At 45.1% G+C, this 22,238-nt stretch carries 15 protein-coding genes; all 15 read right to left on the bottom strand.

Annotation, left to right across the window (positions count from 1 at the left end; genetic code table 11):
* Positions 1–67: 67 nt before the first annotated feature.
* On the bottom strand, positions 68–712 hold the full coding sequence (locus H8S64_RS03535) for a RagB/SusD family nutrient uptake outer membrane protein (protein WP_186974961.1): 645 nt from the start codon (positions 710–712) through the stop codon (positions 68–70).
* A 12-nt stretch (positions 713–724) separates the two neighbouring features.
* Positions 725–4,303 carry a SusC/RagA family TonB-linked outer membrane protein gene (locus tag H8S64_RS03530; protein ID WP_255469408.1) on the bottom strand — a complete coding sequence of 1,193 codons (3,579 nt, stop codon included), beginning with the start codon at positions 4,301–4,303 and terminating at the stop codon, positions 725–727.
* A gap of 166 nt (positions 4,304–4,469) precedes the next feature.
* Positions 4,470–5,639, bottom strand: coding sequence for a FecR domain-containing protein (locus tag H8S64_RS03525; RefSeq protein WP_186974959.1), 1,170 nt, complete (start codon positions 5,637–5,639; stop codon positions 4,470–4,472).
* 103 nt (positions 5,640–5,742) lie between these two features.
* Positions 5,743–6,255 (bottom strand): sigma-70 family RNA polymerase sigma factor, encoded by a 513-nt coding sequence (locus H8S64_RS03520; protein WP_255469407.1) that lies wholly within the window; start codon positions 6,253–6,255, stop codon positions 5,743–5,745.
* A gap of 228 nt (positions 6,256–6,483) precedes the next feature.
* Positions 6,484–7,752 carry a thioredoxin family protein gene (locus H8S64_RS03515; RefSeq protein WP_186974957.1) on the bottom strand — a complete coding sequence of 423 codons (1,269 nt, stop codon included), beginning with the start codon at positions 7,750–7,752 and terminating at the stop codon, positions 6,484–6,486.
* A 14-nt stretch (positions 7,753–7,766) separates the two neighbouring features.
* The gene (locus tag H8S64_RS03510) at positions 7,767–8,894 is read right to left on the bottom strand and encodes a retropepsin-like aspartic protease (protein WP_186974956.1); all 1,128 of its coding nucleotides are present in this window, start codon (positions 8,892–8,894) and stop codon (positions 7,767–7,769) included.
* A 3-nt stretch (positions 8,895–8,897) separates the two neighbouring features.
* On the bottom strand, positions 8,898–10,619 hold the full coding sequence (locus tag H8S64_RS03505) for a S8 family serine peptidase (protein ID WP_186974955.1): 1,722 nt from the start codon (positions 10,617–10,619) through the stop codon (positions 8,898–8,900).
* 155 nt (positions 10,620–10,774) lie between these two features.
* Positions 10,775–11,788 carry a peroxiredoxin family protein gene (locus H8S64_RS03500; RefSeq protein ID WP_186974954.1) on the bottom strand — a complete coding sequence of 338 codons (1,014 nt, stop codon included), beginning with the start codon at positions 11,786–11,788 and terminating at the stop codon, positions 10,775–10,777.
* A gap of 1 nt (position 11,789) precedes the next feature.
* Entirely contained in the window at positions 11,790–12,758 is a 969-nt protein-coding gene (locus H8S64_RS03495) for a hypothetical protein (RefSeq protein WP_186974953.1), read from the bottom strand.
* 11 nt (positions 12,759–12,769) lie between these two features.
* Positions 12,770–14,311: a RagB/SusD family nutrient uptake outer membrane protein gene (locus H8S64_RS03490; protein WP_186974952.1), complete on the bottom strand. Its 1,542-nt coding sequence runs from the start codon at positions 14,309–14,311 to the stop codon at positions 12,770–12,772.
* A gap of 12 nt (positions 14,312–14,323) precedes the next feature.
* The gene (locus H8S64_RS03485) at positions 14,324–17,869 is read right to left on the bottom strand and encodes a SusC/RagA family TonB-linked outer membrane protein (protein WP_255469406.1); all 3,546 of its coding nucleotides are present in this window, start codon (positions 17,867–17,869) and stop codon (positions 14,324–14,326) included.
* Between the two features lie 155 nt (positions 17,870–18,024).
* Positions 18,025–19,194: a FecR family protein gene (locus H8S64_RS03480; protein ID WP_186974951.1), complete on the bottom strand. Its 1,170-nt coding sequence runs from the start codon at positions 19,192–19,194 to the stop codon at positions 18,025–18,027.
* A gap of 91 nt (positions 19,195–19,285) precedes the next feature.
* Positions 19,286–19,837 carry a sigma-70 family RNA polymerase sigma factor gene (locus H8S64_RS03475; protein WP_222621131.1) on the bottom strand — a complete coding sequence of 184 codons (552 nt, stop codon included), beginning with the start codon at positions 19,835–19,837 and terminating at the stop codon, positions 19,286–19,288.
* Between the two features lie 263 nt (positions 19,838–20,100).
* A complete protein-coding gene (locus tag H8S64_RS03470) occupies positions 20,101–21,381 on the bottom strand; it encodes a thioredoxin family protein (RefSeq protein WP_186974950.1) in 1,281 nt (426 codons plus the stop codon).
* A gap of 52 nt (positions 21,382–21,433) precedes the next feature.
* Positions 21,434–22,237 (bottom strand): coiled-coil domain-containing protein, encoded by an 804-nt coding sequence (locus tag H8S64_RS03465; protein WP_186974949.1) that lies wholly within the window; start codon positions 22,235–22,237, stop codon positions 21,434–21,436.
* Position 22,238: the final 1 nt, after the last annotated feature.

Raw genomic sequence — 22,238 nt, 5'->3', positions numbered from 1 at the left:
CTTTATCCATTCAGAGTGAGAGAAAGGGGGACATTGTCTCTCTTTCCTCTCTGAAAAATAAATGTTTTTATTGCTTATTATCCGCACCCAAAAAGTTGCATTTATAAGTTGAACTCAAGTGTTTATAAACTTCTTCCACCGTATTCCGGGCAATATCACTTTGTTCCACGCCACTATTCAATTTTAACGGGATACCGAGTGCCTTCGGGTTATAATTATAAGGCTCCCCAAAAATATTTACCAAATTGAAAAAATAGAACCCTCTTAAAGCATACGCTTGAGCTTGTACCAATGTTTTTTCATTATACGTACCGTTCACTTTATCTATATAATCCAGTACCCCATTTACCCCCAAGATAAATCTATAATGGGATTCCCATATATCTTTATAAAGCGAATAAACCTTATTAAGTTCCTCGAACATATCGGGATGCCATGAATATAAATATTTGATAGCATTTGCTTTAGGTTCATCATAACTTGATATCGTTCCCGTTTGGGACGTATAAGTAATATCATCATCCAGCAAGTTGAGCCCGGCACTCAGAACGGTATACGTACCAAGCGGTCGAGGGTAACCGACACCCAATAACATCTCGTCCAAAGAAACGATATCCTTGGGAATATACAAGGTGTCGGATTTGGGTTCCAAAAAATTATCACAACCCGCCAAACCGAGAATAACGATTATTAATAATAAATTCTTTTTCATCTTGTTCATTCATTAAAATCCTACATTAATACCCAAAGAATAAGTCTGCGGAATCACACTTTGCACTCCATTAGTCATCAATTCCGGATCATAACCGTCAAAACGTTTATTGGCGATCACGAACACGTTGTTCACGGTTGCACTTAAGGCAAGCGTTTTAATTCCCACACGTTTGCATAAATCCAACGGCATATTCCAAGTCAAATTAATCTGACGACAACGCAAGAAAGAAGCATCCACCACCAAAGCATCCGAATTTCCCCAAATCGAGTACCAATTCAATTCCGTTTTATCCGGGAGCATTATTTTCGGGTCTATAATTCCGCGAGTCAAAGCCGGTATATTCGTCTTCGTTTCATCACCCGGTTTTTTCCAACGCTTCAACAAATCACGACTTAAATTCGAGTAAGGTTCCGGAACTTTTCCACTCAAAAACGAACCATAGGGATTCGGAAGACGTTTCTTACCACCCAGTATAAGAGCGAAATCGGAACTCAACACGAAGCTCTTGTAACGTATTCCCAGATTCAAACCTCCCGTGAAATAAGGATCTTTCTGCCCGGACCAAACCATGAACTTGGTCGGATCCATATTAGCATCCCGTTCCTCCTCCGGAACATCCATATAATTAAACACTGGACGACCGTCCTCATCGCTTAACCCCTTAAATGAAAACGACCAGAAACTTCCCACGGGGTATCCTTTCTTTGCCAACTCCGTGGTTTTCGCGTTAAGTAACTCGTAATACTTCGGGTTTGCCTTTGTTGCCGATTTTGCTTTATTCCAGTTTTTCGATGAATTCAAACTGACACTTACAGCAAAGTCTTTTGTCCGGACAGGCGTGAAAGCGACCGTAAATTCCAATCCTTTATTATCTATCAATCCCCCGTTAAGTTCCAAAGAAGTTTTCCCGTATTCATAAGCGACATCCTGCATCACGATAGCATTCGACGAACGAGTATAATACTCGGCAGTCACGTTAAACATCCTGAAAAGTTCCAGATCAAGCCCCAGATTCCACGAAGTCGTACGCTCCCAAGACAAATGAGGATTCGGCAGATCGGCAACCGACGACCAATATTGCTGGTAAGTATTATCAATACTTTCTCTATTCAGAATCAAGTCCATCGATTTATTTGAAAGAGCATTTCCCTGTATACCATAAGTAACACGGAAAGCCGCATTATTCAACCAATCGAGAGTCGACGCCATAAAAGGCTCTTCGGTAACCCGCCACAGCAAACCAAATGAATAAGTCGGGTCCAAACGCTTTTTCACATCTTGCCCGAACCGGTTTGACATATCATTACGAATATTGGCATTCAACACGTAGCGGTTCTTGTAAGAATATGCCAATGTCCCGAACCATGAAAAATAATTGTCGGTCTGATCGCTTTTATTCCAAGAGGGACGACCGTAAACGGAATATATATCCTCCAGCGGTCCCAAGGGCTTTTGGGCTGCATAAGGAGCGTTTATCGGCACTAATTTATCAAAATCCGTGGGACGAGCCAATTTATATCCCCGCTCGGGCATATATCCCCATACCATGTTTTCAAGAGTCATGTTACGATTGGAACGCACCTCCATCCCCAACATCACGTTCAAACGATGATCCGTGTCAAACGTTTTCGAGTATAACAATTTATTCTGCACGTTGTAAGAAGCCTGCGTAATCTCGTTCGTGTACAAAGACCCCCCGTAAGGTAGCATGGCTGCTTTGAACTCCGGATCGCCTGTCCCCTTGGAACCATAATCATACCCCCTGTATTCCTTGGCAATGTAATAGGTACGTTCCAACGCCTCAACTTCACTATTTTTGGTATAATGGTTGTATCCGCCAGTAAATTGGTAAGTCAGCCCGCTAATAATCTCCCATTTGAAATCAACAGACGAAGCTATCGTGAAATTACGTACCTTGGAACCACTGTTATCCCGCTCGTTAATAATATTATATCCTAACGATTCCACGTTCCCGTTATACGTGTAACTTGCCCGTTGCTGGTAAAACAAAAGATCCCCGTGTGCATCGTAAGCCGGAATGGCACGGCTAGTGGAAAGAGCGTAATCCATCGGATTCACGCCAGGCCCAAAACCATTCGTGAGCACTGATGTCCCGTTAGCCGTAACATCCAAGGTGATATTATTCCGCAATTTCGCGTTAAAAGCAATTCTTCCGGTATACCTCTCGTTATCGTTCCCGGTCTCTTGACCGTTCTCTTTAGTATACCCCATAGACGCGTTATAAGTAAATTTCTCCGAACCCCCGGAAACACTGACACTGTGCTGATGACTAAAAGCATTGCGGGTAAGCAGCTTCAACCAATTCGTGTTCACGCTTTCCAGCTCCTGTTTGCGTTTCAAGAAATCAGTTCGTGAAATATCCTTTTCTAAAAACATCCGGTACAACCCCTCGTAAACATCCATCTGTTTTATGGGCTTATACGTATAGAAAGAACCTTCCTCTATGGTTTCGTCAGCAAACGTCACCCGTTCTTGAGAATTCATTAAATTAAATCGATCGTATGTGGGACGAGCCGTAAACGAAAAATTCCCCGAGTAATTCACCGTCATGCGATCGGCTTTCCCTCGTTTCGTGGTAATCACGATAACACCGTTGGAAGCCTTCGACCCGTAAATTGCCGTGGCGGATGCATCCTTCAACACCGTGATCGTTTCGATATCCTGCGGGTTCAACCATGAAATCTGGTTACCGATAATCGTGGATAAATCCTGCGTCATCACGGCTGTTGCTGTCAATTTAATCGGGTCAGCCTGAATAATACCGTCTACCACCCACAAAGGATCGGTATTTCCCAATAACGTGGAAGCTCCCCGAATCTGAATCTTTGGACTCGTTCCCACGCGACTGCTCGTGTTCATCACGATCATACCTGCTACACGCCCCTGCAACATCTGATCGAGAGAAGAATAGTTCGGCATCATAATATCATCCGCTTTCACCGAATTATAAGCCCCCACCATATACCGGCGGTTGATACTCTGATAGCCGGTAACGACAATTTCTTCCATCGTGTTCAACACCTCTTTCATCACCACGTTGATTGTGTCTTTCCCTTGATACTTCATCTCCACGGTTTCCATACCTACAAAAGAGAAAACCAAAGAAAATTCATCCAAATTAGGAATCTGAAGGCGATATTTCCCGTCTTTATCCGTGGCGGTACCTATCGACAAGCCTTTCACCATTACCGTAACACCCGGTAGCGGGGCTTTCTTAACGTCTGTCACCAAACCGACTACCCGCACGCTCTTCTGTTGAACAACGGCAGTTTTTTTCACCAGCATCACCACGTCCTTGTCATACTTGAACGTGAGGGAAGAGCCGGCAAGCACATCCGCCAACACGTCTTTAACCTTCTTGTTCTCGACATCCACGTCGACCGTGGGAATCTCGTTCATCTGCTCCGCGTTGTACAAAAAACGCAATCCCGTCTGCTTGTGAATAGCATCGAACAACTCGTACAAGCTGACCTTTGTTAATTTTAACGTCACGTTCTGTTCCTGTCCCAAACCTTCCGCGGCAACAGAAAACACGAAAAACATGACAAAGAAGACTGTTAATCTCATGATTTTCCAATTTTTTTCGCGCACTCGACCCAAAAAGAGGCACGATGTTCTCTTTTTTTTCATACTTTTGTATAAGAATTTTTGTGTTAAACATGATAACCGCATCCCCCAAGATGTTGTTATCGGATTATTACAATCCGGAGAGTCGCCAAACTCTCCGTTTTTTTTATTTAGCACTAACTATCACTATTCTATCTTTCACGCTGAAACGTGCGTCCGAGGTATTCTCCAAGAAAAACAACAATTCCTGAATATCGGCATACCGCTGCATATTCCCGAAGAAACGCAAATCCTTAAGCGATTCGTTCTGGAAGAACACGTTCACGTCATACCAACGTGCAGCCTTTTCCATGATCGACTCCAACCGCTCGTTCACGAACACCACATCCTGACTCTTCCAAGCAATATAAGGATACACGTCGACCTCCTTCACTTCTGCTTTCCCGGTCGCCTCGTTTGCCACTCCCAGTTGGTTCGGTTTCAACCGTACCTCTCCCGCGGTACGATTCGCCTTAAAACCGACCGAACCTTTCACCAGTACCGCTTGGATTTCATTATTCTTGTAAGTATTCAAGTTAAACTCCGTGCCGTACACTTTCAGTTGGTACTCTCCGGAACGAACCATGAAAGGCTTTTTCGTATCTTTCTTCACGCTAAAATAAGCCTCTCCTTTCAAACGTACTTCCCGCTTATCGGCAGTAAACTTCACCGGGTACTCCAACTCCGAATCGGCATTCAACCACACCTCCGTTCCGTCTGCCAGAATCACGAAAAACTCTCCTCCTCTCGGCACGATAATCTTGTTATATATCACTTGGTTTGCCGTTCCCGCCTGTCCCGTGTTGTACTCGATTCCTTTACCGTCCTTCATCTTCACAACAGAACCATCCTGTTCCAGAATCGCGTTTTTATTGTCCGCCAAATCAATGACTTCACCGGAAGAAAGTACAAGACTCGCTCGCGGGAACCCATGACAGATCACCTCATTCCGGGCAATCGACTTTTTTTCGGGCAAAGGTTTATTCATCAAGTACACTCCACCCAACGCCACAATGATCGCTATCGAAGCAACCGCACCGTACCATACCCGACGCACTTTCGTCCCGTTTATCCGGCGTAACATCAACTTCTTCCCTTTCACGGCATCCACCAGTTGTTCCTTCCCAGCCCACCGGATATGCAAGCAATCCTTCACCAACCTATCGAACTCTTCTCTGTTCTCGGGGGCAGCATCCAACCATCGCTCTACAACAGCACTCTGCGCATCATCCAACTCCCCGTTGAAATAATCCAGCAACAACGTTTCCTTTTCCAGACCCAATAAATCTTTTTCCATAGTCCAATTTGTTTTCACACATAATACCGGAAAACTTCAAAAAGGTCTAATGGACTTGTGATTTTTTTTCAAAATTATTTTTTATCGTACAGGCTCAGTCCCCTTATCTCCAGCGACAATAGAAAAGCAAAAAGCCCGAGAACAACTCTTTATTCAACCGCTCCCGCAACTTCTTCACGGAGTTCCCCAGCAATGTTTTCACCGTGGAAACGGAAATCCCGTACCGTTCCGCCACTTCACGATACTTCAGTCCTTCCAAGAAAACACAATTCATTATTTCCCGGCTCCGTTCCGGTAATAACGCCATTTCTTCCAACACTCTCGACACGAGCTGGTCATGCCGTTCATTATACTCTTCGAAAACCAGCTCCACGTGATCCAATACCGAGGCATTCCGAAAAACATCCCGCTTTTCAATCCGCTTGAAACAACGATTACGCACGGACACGTGAAGAAAAGAAGACAACGTCTCCGGCTTGAATCTCAGATAAACCTTATCTTTCCAAATAGAAACAAATAAATCCTGCACCACGTCCTCCGCCAGATTCATATCCCGCAAAAAGGTATCCGCCCAAACCACCAAAGGTTTATAGTACGCATCAAATAACAGATCCATTCCCTTTTGGTTCATGGAAGACAACATGACACATATCTCTTGATCCTTTTTTCTCCCGGAATTATTCACTCGCTTTATTTATAATAATTAACTACTCTTTCATCTCAAATCCATATTGACAAAATTAGAAGAAATTATCATACCACCAAAAAGGAATGCTTAAAAATCCATTCTAAGACTTTTAAGCATTCCAAAAGAAGTGAGCATCTCACTGGCTGTCACAAGCACTTATTTCAACAACCGCTCTTGTATAATCTTCTCGTATTTCTCGGGATCTGCCCCGATTTCAACAATAGGCTTTCCGTTCACGGGCAAAAAGAACAAGGTCGGCAACGCGTTTATATTAAATTTATTGCACAACTCTTTTTCCTTGTCTGCATTCACTTTCAAGAAAATCACTTGGTCTTTATATTTTTCCGCCAATTGCTCCATCACGGGCAATAATCTCATGCAGGGACCGCACCACGAAGCCCAGAAATCAATTACAACTGGCTTGTCGCCCTTGTACGTGAACTCCGTCCCGTTCTTGTAATCATGAATGTTCTCCCGGAAATAGATGCCCGTGATCTCGTTCAGTTTCCCGGGTTCCAGCTTGACTTTTTTCTCCGTCACCTCATCTTTCACTTCCACGAGGTCAAAAGGTTGGAAATAAATTGTCTGGCGAGTGAAATCCACCGAGAGAATCCCGCGTTTCAATATACCCGCACCCACCACGGAACGTAGAAGGGAACCATTCACGGGGATTACCGTTTCTTGCAAAGATTCCCGTACAAAATCACATCGTGATGCCACCTTAGCGGGACTAGATACCGGAGTTTTGCCGTACCCGTTATACACGGGAACCGCATTTCCCGACGCCCCCTTCAGACGAGCAAAATCAGCCTCGTTCAATTCCACCAATCCCGAGTTCCAAGTATCCAATATACAAGAGAACGTCATGCCGTCTATCGTTACCGGACATTCCATCCCGACGCCTTGTAGCAGTTTGGCATTCGCGCGATGATCCAATTTCATGTAAACGGGACGATAAGGCTGTGACATCGTTATCTTTTCCCGACGGGAATCAATGGTTAAAACCACCCCCCGGAAAAGAGCCCCTCCCATGACACCGGCAACACCCAACTCCCGCAGATATGGTTCATCTTCCAGTATAAAAGCCCCAAGCTCATTAGCGAAAGCGCTATTCCCGAAAGAAATCGAATGAATCGACACGACCTTGGACGTCGGTACTTTTTTGAACTGGAACGTACTGTACGGGAGTTTTCCATTGCTACTCGGGTCGATATTCAACTTCTCCACGTACTCCGGCAATATTGCCGGATGTCCTGCCAAGTCTAACACGAAATCGGCATCCATTCCGTTCACGACACACGTTATAATGATTTTCCCGTCTACCACCCGGTAATCTCTTACCTCGGAAACGTTATTTTTAACCTGCGCCCACGATACCACGGGGAGCAAGACCACCAAAAGCCACACGAATAATTTACTTTTCATCTCTTGTTTCGATTTTAATAAATAATCACTTTCTCCCCCTCTCGAGTTTGAATCGTCAATTTTGTTTTTTTCTTTGCCTTCAATTCCGGGATTCCGTTAAGGATGCTCTCGCAAAAATCATATTTTCCAACAGGCTTCCCGTTAATTTTAAGCACCTTGTCGCCCATCTCCACGACATCTTTCATATCTCCCCACACGGCTGCAACCACCAAATCACCGTCTTTCACCTGCAATCCCACGTTATGAGGTTTCTCCTCCAACTCATTCTCCGGCTTATAGGATTCAAAATAAAAACGGGCACGGGGATAATCTATCGTCACCTTACCGTAATCCAGTAATTTGACGCCTAACAACGTGTAAGGAGGCGTGGCAGTTTCCGCTATCACGTTCTTGAATTTAGTCCCCGCCACGGATAACAACGGGAAGTTCACTCGCCGTGAAACACGCTCCGCGGCTATTCCCCCCACGCCGATAGAGCCCACGCTACGCCCCTCGGACAAAAATTCATAAGCGGAGCCGGATGGCAATGCCTCGAAATCGGATTCCTTCAATGAAAGAAATCTCGGGCAACCCGTGTCAAACAGGCAAATAATGTTGTGTCCGCTTCCCACTTGAAGTGATATAACAGGCATTCTCGCTTGCATGAAACGAGCCATTTTCCGAAGCGACACGCTAGACTCTTTCTCGGCGGTGGTGATGGTCACGGTCTTCTTTTGCCCGTCGATCACCACGATTGATTGCGCCAACAAATCGCTCCCTATCAAACCGTCGATCGGAAAACAAGCCAAAGGCGACGGTTCCGGCAGTTTCATCGCCGGCACATTCTTGAAACGAAACACGTTATCGGGGGTTTCCATACTATCGATCTGCACAAGCGGGTAAAATGACTTGCGCCCGTTCGCGTCGGTCACTTCCAAGGAATCCGTCACTGCCAGCCCGTACTCCCGACAAAATTCACCCGTCAAGGTAGTTCGGGATGCCCCCGTGTCGAAAATAAACGAACGTAGAGTCCCGTTCAATTTCATCTCCACAACCATCTTGCCCCCGACCATCCGGTAGGGCAATTCAGCCTTGTATTGCTGCGCGATCGACGGGAAAACGCTCACGCAAAGCAAGCATAAAATGATAATCTTGTATCTCATAGCTTATTTGCTTAATTTATCAGCGGCTTTCACGGCTTCCAAAGCATTCACGATACCACCGGAAAGGCACAATTGTTCAAAAAGATACAGGTCGACGGCATTCTTCCCTCCTCTCGTGACGTTCTTTTCCAATTCCACGCCCTTCCGGGAGGTCACCGTCTGTAACAATATATCACGAATCTGGCTACCCGTCAATTTCGGATAATACGTCTTAATCAAAGCCGCAACACCCGCTACCATGGCGGAAGCCATCGGCACACCATTCCCGTACTGGTAGATATCTCCCGTGCAAGCGGACAATACTTTTATCCCCGGGGCGTAAATATCCAACTCCTTCGCCCCGAAATTCGAATTCGCAGACGGCATTCCTTCTTTGTCGGACATTCCCACCGTCATCAGGTTGGTCAATTCTTTTCCGCCATCCATCCAACGATTCGGGAAAAACGTTTCCTCGCTCATGTCACGGGACATCTCGTGCACGGGGACGATAACCAATACCCCTTTTTGTTCTGCATAGCGAATCGCCTCGCTTATCCATTGCTTTTGCACCTCCGGGTATAACGAGTTCTGTTGCGGCAACACCACGACAGAAGCCCCGTGCTCCACGGCATAACGAATCGCTAAAGCCATGTCTTTCAAGTAAGGTTCCCCCGCTCCGGCTTCTACCACCAAGGTCATGATCCTCGCTTGTTCAGCGATGGGATTGTTGCGTCCTTCCACATCCCGTTGTCCGGCAATCACCCCCGCGATCATCGTCCCGATAGCGGCATCCGCGGTCAACAACACGTTATTCCCGTACGCACGATCATTTATATCCAGATAATTGTCACCCACGATCGCTTGACGCCCGTCATTACCGTATCTCGCTACCGCCTGCTCATATTTCTTTTTTTGATCCGCGAGATAAGTCTCCGACAAAAAAGCATCGCGATTACGCTCCCACTCGTCATTTTTCATCATATGAGCCCTCATTTGCAACGCCGCAATCATTATTCCCCGGCTTGTGGGATCCTCTGCTGTTTTAGGCGAGCACATCTTCACGACATCTTCGACCGTGAATCCTGTCTTTTTTAGGGAAACCGCCCGTACCTCCCGGTCGAACAGCCCCATGTAATACCGGGAATTATACACCGAATTTATGGCTCCATAAGCCTGCAACAACCGGGACTCCCCCCGAATCACGGAATTGAAGTAATTATATTCTTCCATATTCTCGGGTGCAGCACACTCCTCTCTTTTCCCGCTGACAAAGGTGTAAAATTTACCCCCGTCTTTCATGATATCCCCGTACTTGTCTTTCAGGCGCAAGAACTCGCGTTCTCCCTCCCGGTTCACGAATGGCATCACCTGCCCGTCTTTGCCCCCGATGAAATTCCAGCCGTTCACGTCGTCCACGTACCCGTTTTTATCGTTATCCTTCCCGTCGGCTTTCTCTTTCGGATTCTTCCAGATATTCGCTTTCAACGCCTCGTGTTCCGTGTCGATACCCGTACCGATAAGCGCCACGATAGGTTTTGCTTTCGCTTTCTTTCCTTTCAAAAATTCATACGCCTCGTTTACACCAACGCCGTACACACCGTCTTTTTCAAAAGAACAATTATACCAGTCCCTATTCGACTGTTTTTGCTCTTCCACCTTTGAATTTTGTTTCACCAATTGAGCCTTTGCCGCACTACCAATAGCGACCAATACACTCATCATCAAGATTGTAAAATACTTTTTCATCATTACAGTTTTTTATTTTTTATACAAAACGAACCCTTATTCGATTCAGTGATTTAATGATTTACGATTCAGTGATTCACTCAAATCAATCACAAAACCAATAATCACTCAATCACCCAATCAAAAAAATCACCTAATCCAAAATCACTGAATCTCTAAATATTTCTCGCTTTTTCTATTGCCTTTTTCACCTCGTCGCCCCGCAAGTCACGGGCTATGATCTTACCCTCTTTATCGATTAGAACGATAAAAGGAATCTGATAAAAACCGTAGGCATCCTGAATTACATTTTGCTTGTTCCCTTTCGTGAATCCTTCCCGGTTCCACAAGGTCACCCAAGGCAGTTTATCCTCCTCGACCATCCTACGCCAATCTTTTTCCCGGTTGTCCATGGATATCGTGATAACGACAAGATCATCCCCTTTCATAGAGTCGTACTCTTTAACCAACTTTCTCGCTTCCGTGCGACATCCCCCGCACCAAGAGGCAGAGAAATCCAACAGTACCAATTTCCCCTTGAAATCACTTAAGCTCACGTCATTCCCGTCCAAACCCACGAAAGTAAAATTGTAAGCCTGCTGCCCCAAAGCAAATTTCCGGCGACGTGCCACCTCATCCACGAGGTATTTCACTACCCGCGATTCCCTCTCGTTCTCGGGAATCATATCCAATATCTGCCTGTAAGACTCGTAATCCAGATCAAAGAATCCCTTGTTCAAATACATCAACGAAACTCGTACCACGGGATCCAGTGCCGAATCGTTTTTCACGGGATTCTGGATCTCCTCCCGCCTAGAACCCGAAGCCCTGAATTTAGCCATAATATCCATATATTGCATATACAGATCAATCCCGTCGAACTCTATGGAACTCTCTTCCGGTCGGTCCTCATTCAAAAATCCTTTCAATATTATAGGACTATCCGTGAGGATCATCATTTCCGAGTAACTTCCGAAATGGACGTTATACAAATCTTTCTTGATACGTACCGGTTTGGTTTTGAATTCCTCTCCACTCTTCACCGAACACTCGACAATCGTATTCCCCGACAAATCGGTCACCTTGATTGTCAACGGACGTAGCGTCCGCAGTTTCCCCTTCAGGGAAAACTGCGCGGAAACGCTAAACGTCAATAACATAAATAAAGTAGATACGAATAATTTCATCATATTAATCTTCTTTCAAAGCCGCCATTCGAGTAATATCCCAATCGTATTTATCTTTCATGTATTTCACCGTGAAATCATAGTACCGGATGATCAACGGGTACTTGTCTTCCGGGTACTTGATCAATACCGAATCACGGGTGTAGCGCATTCCCAATTTCAAATAATTAGAGAAATTGGTTTTGGCATCCATGGTCAGCGTTGTCTGGAGAGGTGTGAAATCGTAAGCCGTCACGAGCATACTCCCGGGATAACCGAGTTTCATATAATAATTCTCGGCATTCACCGAAGTGCTGAATTTTATCGAATAATCGAAAACTCCTCCCGTTTGAAAATCTGCCGGAATCGCGATCGTACCTTTATCCACCATCTTGGTCAAAATGTTTTGCAGGATAACGGTACGCCGTATCTTATACTCCCACGGGGTTTTCGGCAAATCGTAAGGCTTATACGGTCTAATGATTATACTCCCGTAATCATAGTAAGCCAAATTTTCCTCCTTCGCACGGAAAGAAAACGCCCAATAATCCAATCCGCCCCAAAAACAGAGCAAAGGAGCGTATCCGCCTGTAAAACCTCCTGCTTGACGAAGATCATCGACCAAATAGATATAATTGGGTAACACACCTTTACACAATTCCGGTTTCAAGAAACCAAATACATGATTCTTGAAAAAATCGGTATAAAATATCGCGTACTCGTCACTCAAGGGTTCCCCGTAATATTTTATCGTGAACGTCCCGGACCAAGCTTGATTCAAATCCAAGGTATCGAAAGCCGTGTAAATGGGAATCGTTCCGAAGGTATTCGCGATTTCCAACAAATCTTGATCCCAAGCGTTATTCCCTTGAGGAAATTCAAAACGACTAATACTCGAAGCATCCTCAGAACGGGGATACAATTTATCCTCATCGTTACAAGCAACTAACGTTGCCAACAAGAATATCAAACTAAAGGCATACTTGTATTTCATGGTTCCTCGTTTTATTGTAATGTTTTCTCGGTTGTTAATTTATTCTGAGTCAGGGCGGAATTACGCTCTATCACGTTTACAGGGATCGGCAAGGTGTAGGCGGCATCACCCTCCTCCATCACGTACTTGCCTAAATTTACCCCCAACTCCACCCAGCGACGCTCGAAACGAGGCATCCCGTAACGACGCAAATCAAACCAGCGCTGTCCCTCGAAACAGAGTTCCCGACGACGTTCTTCCCGGATAAAATTCAACAGCTCCTCGCCGGAATAATTTACCTCGTAATCCGTATCCGCCGCGTATCGCTTCTCACGTAAATCATTTATCATTTTCAAAGCCAAAGATTCGTCCGTGTCATAGATGGCTTCCGCGAGTATCAAATAAGCCTCCGACAAACGAAGTGACATACCGAACTCCGTTTTAGCTTTTACTTTATTATTATATTGCATCCCGCACTTGCTCCACGGGAGATAGTGCCCGGCAACCGGCTTCAGTTGCTCCGGTTTCGCACTCATCGGTCCGCGTAACTCTTCCACGAGATAGAGTGTCTTCCGCAAATCCTCTTCATCTTTATAACAAGCAATCAGATCACGGGAAACATTCACGTAATAGCCATAGGTGGTTCCATCTTCCATTCTTTCCGAACCCCCGATGATCCCGGTAAAATCCCCCGAATTCCCGTACACCCAAATGGTTTCCGGGTTATCCAATGACACGTAATTGGGATAAGAAGCATCTTCCCCTGCCGTGATGGTTGTTTTCTTCACGAACGATTTCAAGTCATACAACTCGAACCCCCAATCCCCGATCACTTTCTTCGCGTATCGGGCAGCCCCTTCCATATCCTCCATGTGCAGGCATACGCGGGCATGGAGTAATTGCACAGCCGGTAAATTTATACGGTAACCCGCCGCATTCTGTTGATCCGTCGGCAAGAGCAGGAAATTCTCTTCCGCGGCATTCAAATCCTTCACGATCTGCTCGTACACCTTGGCAACCGTTTCCCTTCTCTCGAAACTACTTAACAAATTACTCGTTAATTTCAAAGGCACCCCGTCGGCATTCTTATCGTGATTGTACGGTTCCCCGAAAAGGTTTACCAGATTGAAATAATAGAACGCACGCAAAGCATAAGCCTGCGCGGCCACGTAAGCCTTCTCCTCTGTCGAGCCCTTCACGTCGTCCAGATAATCCAAAGCGGCATTCGCTCCCAAAATATACTGGTAATACTTGTTCCATTCCGAAACGGAAGTTTGCGAAGGGTATAACTCAAACATATGAGGATTCCATGAATAGATGTATTGCAAACCGACAATCCCCTGAGTAGAGGTCTGCAAAATACAGTCTTCACTCATCTCGATATCATCGTCAAAAGCATGGTGAAGATTGAACAACCCCTCGGAAGTTGCTAACGGGTAAGCATCTCCCAACAGCATCTCGTTCAAAGCATTGACGTTTTTGGGCACGTATTCACTGGGAGAATCCGGTTCCAAAAAGCTCGAACAAGCACATAAACTCGTGAGCAAAATTATATTGAATAATATCTTTTTCATATATCAAATCATTTAAAAACCAACATTAATTCCGACCGAATAGGTCTTGGGCATCACTCGATTGGGCATCTCCGGGTCAAAACCGTTGTAGCGCTTGGAAGCAATGACAAACAAGTTATTCACGGAAGCCGTCACCGTCAAACTATTTAACCCGATCCGTTGTGCCATCTCGTTGTTCAATCTCCAACTCAAGTTTAATCCCCGGCAACGCAAGAATGACCGCGGTACCGTCAACGCATCCGAATTAGCATAAGCGGTAAACAAATTATACCTGGAATTTACCGGTATTTCCATCGTGTAATTTTTACCTCCAATCACGAATCCCGGGATACTCGTGTGCGCCTCGTCACCCGGTTGTTTCCAGCGTTTCAGCAAGTCCCGGTTAAGATTATTTTCCGCGTCCGGCATATAAATCCCCGAATCCAAATCACGATAGGGAGAACTCAAACGGGCAACACCCCCTAACAACAACGAAAATGAAGTTGCCAACGTGAAAGAACGATAACGAATATTCAAATTTACCCCTCCCGTGAAATAAGGGTCTTTCTGACCGGAGTATTTCAAGAAACTGGTCATGTCCCCGTTGTACTCCTCTTTCGACATAATGCGATTGAACATCGCGCGACCGTTTTCAGGATTCAACCCGGCAAAGTCAAACGACCACATACTTCCTAACGGATAACCCTTTTTCAAAATTCTTTCAGTAGTTCCGTTCAAAAATTGACCCAAATCGGCAACTTCTTTATCGACTTTCCCCCCGGAGTTCCAGTTCTTGGAAGAGTTCACGCTCATGTTAATACCGAAATTCTTCGTATTCACCGGAACGAAAGAAACCGTAAACTCGATACCTTCGTTGTAGATTATCCCACCATTGACAGACATGGCATCTCTACCGTTCTCGAAAGGAATGTCCTTGGAGATAATCGCGTTGGAACGCCGGATGTAGTAATCGATATTGGCATTCACTTTACCGAAGAACTGCAAATCCAACCCGAAATTCCACGAATGTGTGCGTTCCCAAGAGAGGTTCGGGTTAGGAATAGAATTGATGGACGAATAATACTCGTTGAATATCCCCAATACCCCATTCTGGTTCAATATTAAATCCGGACTGAGATTCGTCAAAGCATTTCCCTGAATCCCCCAAGTCGCTTTCAAATTCACGTTTGTCAATACCCGTTGGTTCCGCATAAATTCCTCCTCAGTCATCCTCCATGATAAGCCAAAAGAATAAGTCGGGTCGAATCGTTTATTCGTGTTCTGCCCAAAACGATTGGAGGCGTCATTACGCACGTTGAAATTAAAAACATACCTGTTTTTCAACGAATAAGCCAAGGTCGCGAAAACAGAGAAGAAATTATCCGTCTTTTCGCTCAAAGTACTTCTACCGTTGTATAAATCTTCCAATATCCCGTAACCCGTCAAAGAGGCACCTCCCCCCACGGGAACAAAATCTTCCGGCAGAGTAGGACGTACCGTCAAATTGCCCCGGTCGGGTACATACCCGTAGCGTGTGTTTTGATCGTTTTTGTTTTTCGTGGAACGGGCTTCTATCGCCACCATGGCATTCAAGCGGTGATTCTCGTTAAACGATTTCGAGAACATCAATTTATTCTGGACGTTATACGAGGTTACCGTGGCAGCAGAACTGAACAGCGTTCCCCCGAAAGGCAAAAGAGCCGCACTAAACCACGGGTGTTCGGCGCTCACGGAACCATAATCATAACCCCGATACGCCGAGGCGATTGCCGTAGAACGCTCCAACGCCCATGATTGGCTGTTCGTCGTGTTGTACGAGTACCCACCGGTAAACTGATAGGTCAGCCAACTCAATAATTTCCATTGAAAATCAAAACTCAACTTCAAACTACCCGTGTTGACTTCCGAACCCGTGTTTTCCAATTCATTGAGCACGTTGTAACCGATAGATTCTATTTCTTTATTGTACTTGTATTCCAGTCTTTTCCGGTAATAGGAATAACTTCCGTCTTCCTCGAATGCCGCGATGGAACGGCTTGTCGTCAAAGCATAATTCAAGGGGTCTACCCCGTTGAACCCTTTGTTTGTTCCGGTTGTACCATTCAATGTCAAGTTCACACGAATATTATCACTCATATTCAAGGTCACGGCTGCCCGTGCAGTCAAACGCTCGGAACTATTTCCTTTCTCCTGCCCGTCATTTGAATTATAACCCACGGAAAGAGCGTAATTCACCTTATCCGACGCCCCGGTAACACTCACGTTATGATTGTGCCCGAAAGAAGTCCGGGTTAACAAATCCAACCAATCCGTGTTCACCGTTTCCAAGTAATTACGTGTTTTAATAAATTCATCCGACGTCATTTCCCCGTTCTGGAACATCTTCAAGGCTCCCTCGTAAGTATTAATTTGTTTTATCGGCTCAAATTTATACCTCAATCCGGCGGCAAAAGCATCCTCGCTGAATTGCACTCGTTCCTGCGAATTCATCAAATTGAAATTCTTGTATCTCGGACGAGGGGCTATCGAGAAATTACCGGCGTAATTGATAGACATACGTCCCGTCTTTCCTTTCTTCGTCGTGATCACAATCACACCATTGGAAGCCCGGGAACCGTAAATAGCCGTGGCAGAAGCATCTTTCAACACCGTAATGGTTTCAATATCATTCGGATTCAACCAAGACACCTGATTCCCAATTATTTCCTTCATATCCAAAGTCATGTTGGAACTGGCATTAAGGGAAATCGGGTCGTCCTGAATAATCCCGTCCACCACCCAAATGGGATCTTGGTTTCCCAATAACGTGGAAGTACCGCGTATCTGAATTTTAGGAGTAGCACCCGCACGGGTACTGGAACTCAATACCATCATACCCGGCACCTGTCCCTGCAACATCTGGTCGATAGTGGCATAAGCAGGCATCATGATATCTTCCGCTTTCACCGTGGTATAGGAACCCACCATATCTCTCCGGTTCACGTTCTGGTAACCGGTACTGACCACGGTTACCTCGTCCATCTCGTTCACGGTTTCCCTCAACACCACGTTGATCGTGTCCTGCCCCGTGTATTTCACCTCTTTAGATTCCATCCCGATGAAAGAGAATATCAATGTCAGATCTTTCACCTCCGGCAATCTCAACACGTATTTTCCGTTCCGGTCTGTCGCCGTCCCTATCGTCAACCCCTTCACCATGACGGTTACTCCCGGCATGGGATTCTTTTGCTCGTCGGTCACCTGCCCGGCAATCTTAATTTCCTTCTTTTGTTGCACCGTCGGAAGTTTACGGATCACTATTACTTGATCTACGATCTCGTAATCAAAACCGTTCTGCCGTAACACCTGATCCAGCACTTCCCGCAAGGTTACGTCCTTCAACTCTACATTTTTCACTTTTGTATTCCCTAGAATCTCCTTCCGGTACACGAACTCGTAATCCGTGTTCTCCTTGAGATATTCCAACACGTTTTCCAGCATTTCATCATGAAACACCACGTTCAATTTCTGCTCCTGCGCGTACCCCATGGCACTCGCTGTCCCGAACGTCAATAGCAGAACAAAAAACTTCAATGTCATAACTAACAGAATTTTTCGCAATCTTCCTTCCGGAAGACTACACGTTGTACTCTTTTTTTTCATACATTTGTAAAGCATTACAGTTAAACATGCATCTGCGACCAACAGATGTTTTGTAATAGGGGAATCGACCAAATTCCCCTTTTTTATTTATATCACTGGTATACAGTCACCGTTTGTCCCGATACCTTGAATTTCACTTCACCCGTTCGTTCCAGAATATCCAGAATTGACTCGAAGGAAGCATACCGTGGAATCTTTCCCTTAAAAGTAATATCCTTGGCGGCTTGATTCTGGTAGAAGACGCTGAAATCATACCAACGAGTCAACTTGGACATAATCTCTTCCAGCGTCTTATCCTCCAACACGAACATCCCGTTCCGCCAACTCACGATATCCCCCGTGTTCACCTTTCGAGTATATACATTCTGTTTCCCGACTACGGACTGCATACCGGGGGTTAATTCCAGACTCTTTCCATCGGTATCTACTTTTACTTTTCCCTCCACCAACGTCGTGTAAACGTATTCTCCGTCGGGATAAGCATCCACGTTAAACTCTGTTCCCAGCACCTCCACTACTTGACTCTTTGTTTTCACCCGAAACGGGCGTGCAGCATCTTTCGATACCTTGAAGAATCCCTCGCCCTCCAACTCTACCACTCGTTCCTTGCCCCCGAAAGCAACCGGGTATTTCAATTTCGACTCTGCGTTCAACCACACTTGAGTACCGTCAGCCAGTATCAAATCGAACTCCGCCCCCTTCGGTACATTCAACGTGTTGAAGGCCAATGCCTGCTTACTAATGGCATCTTCTGCCAGATAAGCCAACGTCGAACCACCCGTTCTTGCCACGGTCACCCCTTCTTCCTTAAACCCGGCGGCAACACTATCCAACAGCACGACCGAACCGTCATTCAACTTCAGCGTCGGGCGCTGGGCGGAAATCAAGGCTATAGAGGGCATAGCGTCACGTTTCTCTTCCCGTTCACCCTTGAACAAGTAGAAACTGCCAACGACCAATAACACTACGGCGGCAGCCACACCAAAGCGCAATATCCTTAAACGCAATCCGGCACGGCGTTCCCGGTCGATTCTTTTCTGCATGGCATTCTTTGCCCGAATACCATTTATCTTTTTGTATTTAGCGTATTCTCCCGAAAAGAAATCACCTCTCTGCCAACGAAGAAACAACTCCTCGTTCTCGGGAGAGTTCTCCTTCCACACCTCCAACTCCCGCATCTCCTCGTCCGTGATTTGTCCGGCACGCTGGCGAGCCAACAATTTCGCTATCCGGTATTCGATTTTATTATCACGCATCATCATCGATTCTTTAAATTTACCCCTATAACGCAACCTCCCCCGAATGGGGTAATAGAAAAAGCATCTTTTTTCAAAAAAAATTATAAACCTCTAATTACAAGGAAAGAAATAAGAAAGAAAATAACGTAGATTCTAGTTTTTCTCTCAGAAAATCAAGGGCACTCGCTTTGTATTTCTTGACCGAACTATCAGATAATCCCAACTTCTCGGCAATCTCCACGTTTTTCAACCCCTCGATAAAACTCATCTCGAACACCATTCTCGCTTTCTCCGGCAACTCTTCTATCGCGTTGTACAAAATCGTCTGCGCCTCCTGATCGATTACCGAATTTTGGAAAAACGCTTCATTCTCCAATTGCGATACATAACGCTCCTTTGCAGAATTTTTACGGTGAATACTAATAATCTCGTTCTTTATCGAAGTATATAAAAATGACTTGAACGTGTACACGGAGTCAAATTTTGTCCGTCGCTGCCAAGCGCTGAAAATGGCATTCTGCACGCAATCCTCCGCCAGAAATTCACTCTCCCCTCCCAAATATTTCACGGCATAGAGAATCAGCCCGGGATATACCTCCCGGTACAACAAATCCAACTTCCCTTTCCGGAAATCAATCAATATCTGCTCTTCCCAATTCACTGCCATAATTTATATTGCAAGTATAAGCAAAAAATCACGGCTGTAGAAATTACAGTCGTGATTTTATCCTCCTAAATGACAATATTCGTTACATTGATTTCATAGACATAACATGATAACATATTTATACACCGAAGGGTGTAGCATAGATATTTTATACCTTGCCACACCCTTTACACACTACCAGCTTCCTCATTCAGACGCCATCATGAAAATCACGCACCATATTATGTTTTTCACTAACGTTCATACGTTCTCCCCCACAATCATCATAACCCTTGCAAACTCTGTTTGATAATCTCTTGCATTTGTTGCATCTGCATTTGGTCTTCTATTTCAGCACTGACCAAGTAAGCTTGATTGAAACATTGTTTCGCTTTCTCCGGATTATCGGTCTTCTGAAAACACTGACCTAACATAACCAGTAGCCGGGCACGAAACATGGCTTCCATATCCATCTCCAATGCCTTTGTAATCCACGGGATACATTTCGTGTAGGCATTTTGTGACATTTCTCCCTTGTACACAATAGCTAAATCCTCCAAAGCCTGCGTGTAATCCACCAAGGTTACCTGCTCTCCTTTACCCGTGAAATACTTGTCCATATTCTCAAAAAATGCCATCTCGTTGTGACGGTACAGATTATACGTGGCATCCGCCAACAAGGTCATCGCATCCAACACGGACAACGTACCGAACGAAAAACCGGAATATACCTCTTTCAAATCCCCGTTCACACGGCTCAACCGCTCCTTGTATGCCAGATTTCCTCTCCGGCACAGGCGGATAATATATCCGTTATTCATGCCGATAATATAGGAAGCAACGGCATCCTTACCGACAACAGTAACAAATTTCGGGTAGTTCGCCACCACAAAGTCAAAAATAGGATCTTCTTTATCCGTCTGCGGGTGAAACATGGTCAACAACGCGAAATCCGTCTCGTTAATCATGTTTTCCAGCTTCTTATTCTTTAAATATTCCGGGAAAAGGCTCTCGACACGGGTAGCCCATTTCTGCCGTTCGTAGCCGTTCCGAGTCATCATGAAAACAGGGACATTCAACAACAACTGTTGTTGCACGTCAATGTCCTTTTTATTCTTCTTGTATTTCTCGTACAATTGTTCAAAACTCAATTCCTCTCCTGCGGCTATTTTAGCTTCTCGTATCAACATATCGGGAGCGACAGCCCCCCGTACCCGCCGGATCTCTTTTTCATCTTTGGCTCTGACAAACACGAGAGTAGGCAAAGCCGTCACATCGTATTTTTTGGCAATCTCTTTATTCTCTTTCGCATCCGCATCTACCTGCACGCACACGAAACGGGAGTTAAAATAATCTCCTACTTCCGGGAGCGTAAAGACTTCCGCCGCCATTTGCTTGCAGGGGGCACACCAGTCCGCATAAAAATCGACAAACAAATCTTTATTCTCTTTTTTTGCCTTCTCCAAAGCCTCTTGAAAAGTACCTTTAAACAATTCCATTTGGGCAGCAACCTCCCCTGATGCTCCCCCTATCAGGAACACCATTAAAATAAATATCTTTCTCATACTATTATGCTTTATTACTTTCGGTCTATGCGAAGGCATAGACCGAAGCTGATTACTCTACATCTCCCCCTTCATCAATTTCATCCATAACCAGAAAGGTAAAAACATCTTCCAACACTTTTGTTCTTCCCTCATTCTTGATTTCCAGCGTTATCGTATACGCACCGACAGGCACATCCACGTCTATACCGACATAAATCCGACCGCCTCCCATAACACCCGCATAAGTCATAAACTTGGCGGCATTCTCCATGTTAGCACTCTTCACCCCGACAATCGAATACTGCAAAGGTTCGGTTCCCTTCACCCCCTGTATGCGTGACGAGGTCCATGGAAGTTTAAATTCGATACGATCCTGATAATCGGAAATTTTCTTCGCCATAATAGCCGGATCTTCCATTCCCAATCCTTCCGCTATTTCTTTCAATTCTTCGTTAATCTCATCCTGTTCATCCTGTATCGGATATACCTGCTCCCATACCTCATCAAAGAATATATCCAATTCCTCTAGTTTGGCATTAATTTCCTCTTCTCTATCCGGAGTGGGAGGATTCTCATAATCATACAACTCGTCAAGCAGAGCATCATATTCTTTTTGAGGTGCTTTCATTGACTCTCTCAGTACATCAAGTTGCTTCTCCAGCTCCACCAATTTTTCGTGTTGCTCCACCGTCTGCTCCTTAAAGGCATCCAAAATCCCTTGTAATCTTACGATTTCTTTTTTTACATTGATTATAGGCAAAGTATCGGGAGTATATCCGGCAATATCCGTGTACAAGTATCCGACCGTGATATCTTGGCAAGCAAAAAACAAACCGGAACACCCCAACAGTAATAATATTATTATTGTCTTCATC

This window comes from Butyricimonas hominis, from assembly GCF_014287455.1.
GTDB classification, from domain to species: Bacteria; Bacteroidota; Bacteroidia; order Bacteroidales; family Marinifilaceae; genus Butyricimonas; species Butyricimonas muris.
Note: the sequence above shows the minus strand (reverse complement) of the source record. Positions and strands in the feature narration are given on the sequence as shown.

Coding starts and splice junctions, on each gene's coding strand:
- H8S64_RS03495 (WP_186974953.1), bottom strand. CDS start 12,758: ATGAAATACAAGTATGCCTTTAGTTTGATATTCTTGTTGGCAACGTTA.
- H8S64_RS03515 (WP_186974957.1), bottom strand. CDS start 7,752: ATGAAAAGTAAATTATTCGTGTGGCTTTTGGTGGTCTTGCTCCCCGTG.
- H8S64_RS03490 (WP_186974952.1), bottom strand. CDS start 14,311: ATGAAAAAGATATTATTCAATATAATTTTGCTCACGAGTTTATGTGCT.
- H8S64_RS03520 (WP_255469407.1), bottom strand. CDS start 6,255: ATGGATCTGTTATTTGATGCGTACTATAAACCTTTGGTGGTTTGGGCG.
- H8S64_RS03535 (WP_186974961.1), bottom strand. CDS start 712: ATGAAAAAGAATTTATTATTAATAATCGTTATTCTCGGTTTGGCGGGT.
- H8S64_RS03510 (WP_186974956.1), bottom strand. CDS start 8,894: ATGAGATACAAGATTATCATTTTATGCTTGCTTTGCGTGAGCGTTTTC.
- H8S64_RS03530 (WP_255469408.1), bottom strand. CDS start 4,303: ATGAGATTAACAGTCTTCTTTGTCATGTTTTTCGTGTTTTCTGTTGCC.
- H8S64_RS03480 (WP_186974951.1), bottom strand. CDS start 19,194: ATGATGATGCGTGATAATAAAATCGAATACCGGATAGCGAAATTGTTG.
- H8S64_RS03485 (WP_255469406.1), bottom strand. CDS start 17,869: ATGACATTGAAGTTTTTTGTTCTGCTATTGACGTTCGGGACAGCGAGT.
- H8S64_RS03475 (WP_222621131.1), bottom strand. CDS start 19,837: ATGGCAGTGAATTGGGAAGAGCAGATATTGATTGATTTCCGGAAAGGG.
- H8S64_RS03500 (WP_186974954.1), bottom strand. CDS start 11,788: ATGATGAAATTATTCGTATCTACTTTATTTATGTTATTGACGTTTAGC.
- H8S64_RS03465 (WP_186974949.1), bottom strand. CDS start 22,237: ATGAAGACAATAATAATATTATTACTGTTGGGGTGTTCCGGTTTGTTT.
- H8S64_RS03505 (WP_186974955.1), bottom strand. CDS start 10,619: ATGAAAAAGTATTTTACAATCTTGATGATGAGTGTATTGGTCGCTATT.
- H8S64_RS03470 (WP_186974950.1), bottom strand. CDS start 21,381: ATGAGAAAGATATTTATTTTAATGGTGTTCCTGATAGGGGGAGCATCA.
- H8S64_RS03525 (WP_186974959.1), bottom strand. CDS start 5,639: ATGGAAAAAGATTTATTGGGTCTGGAAAAGGAAACGTTGTTGCTGGAT.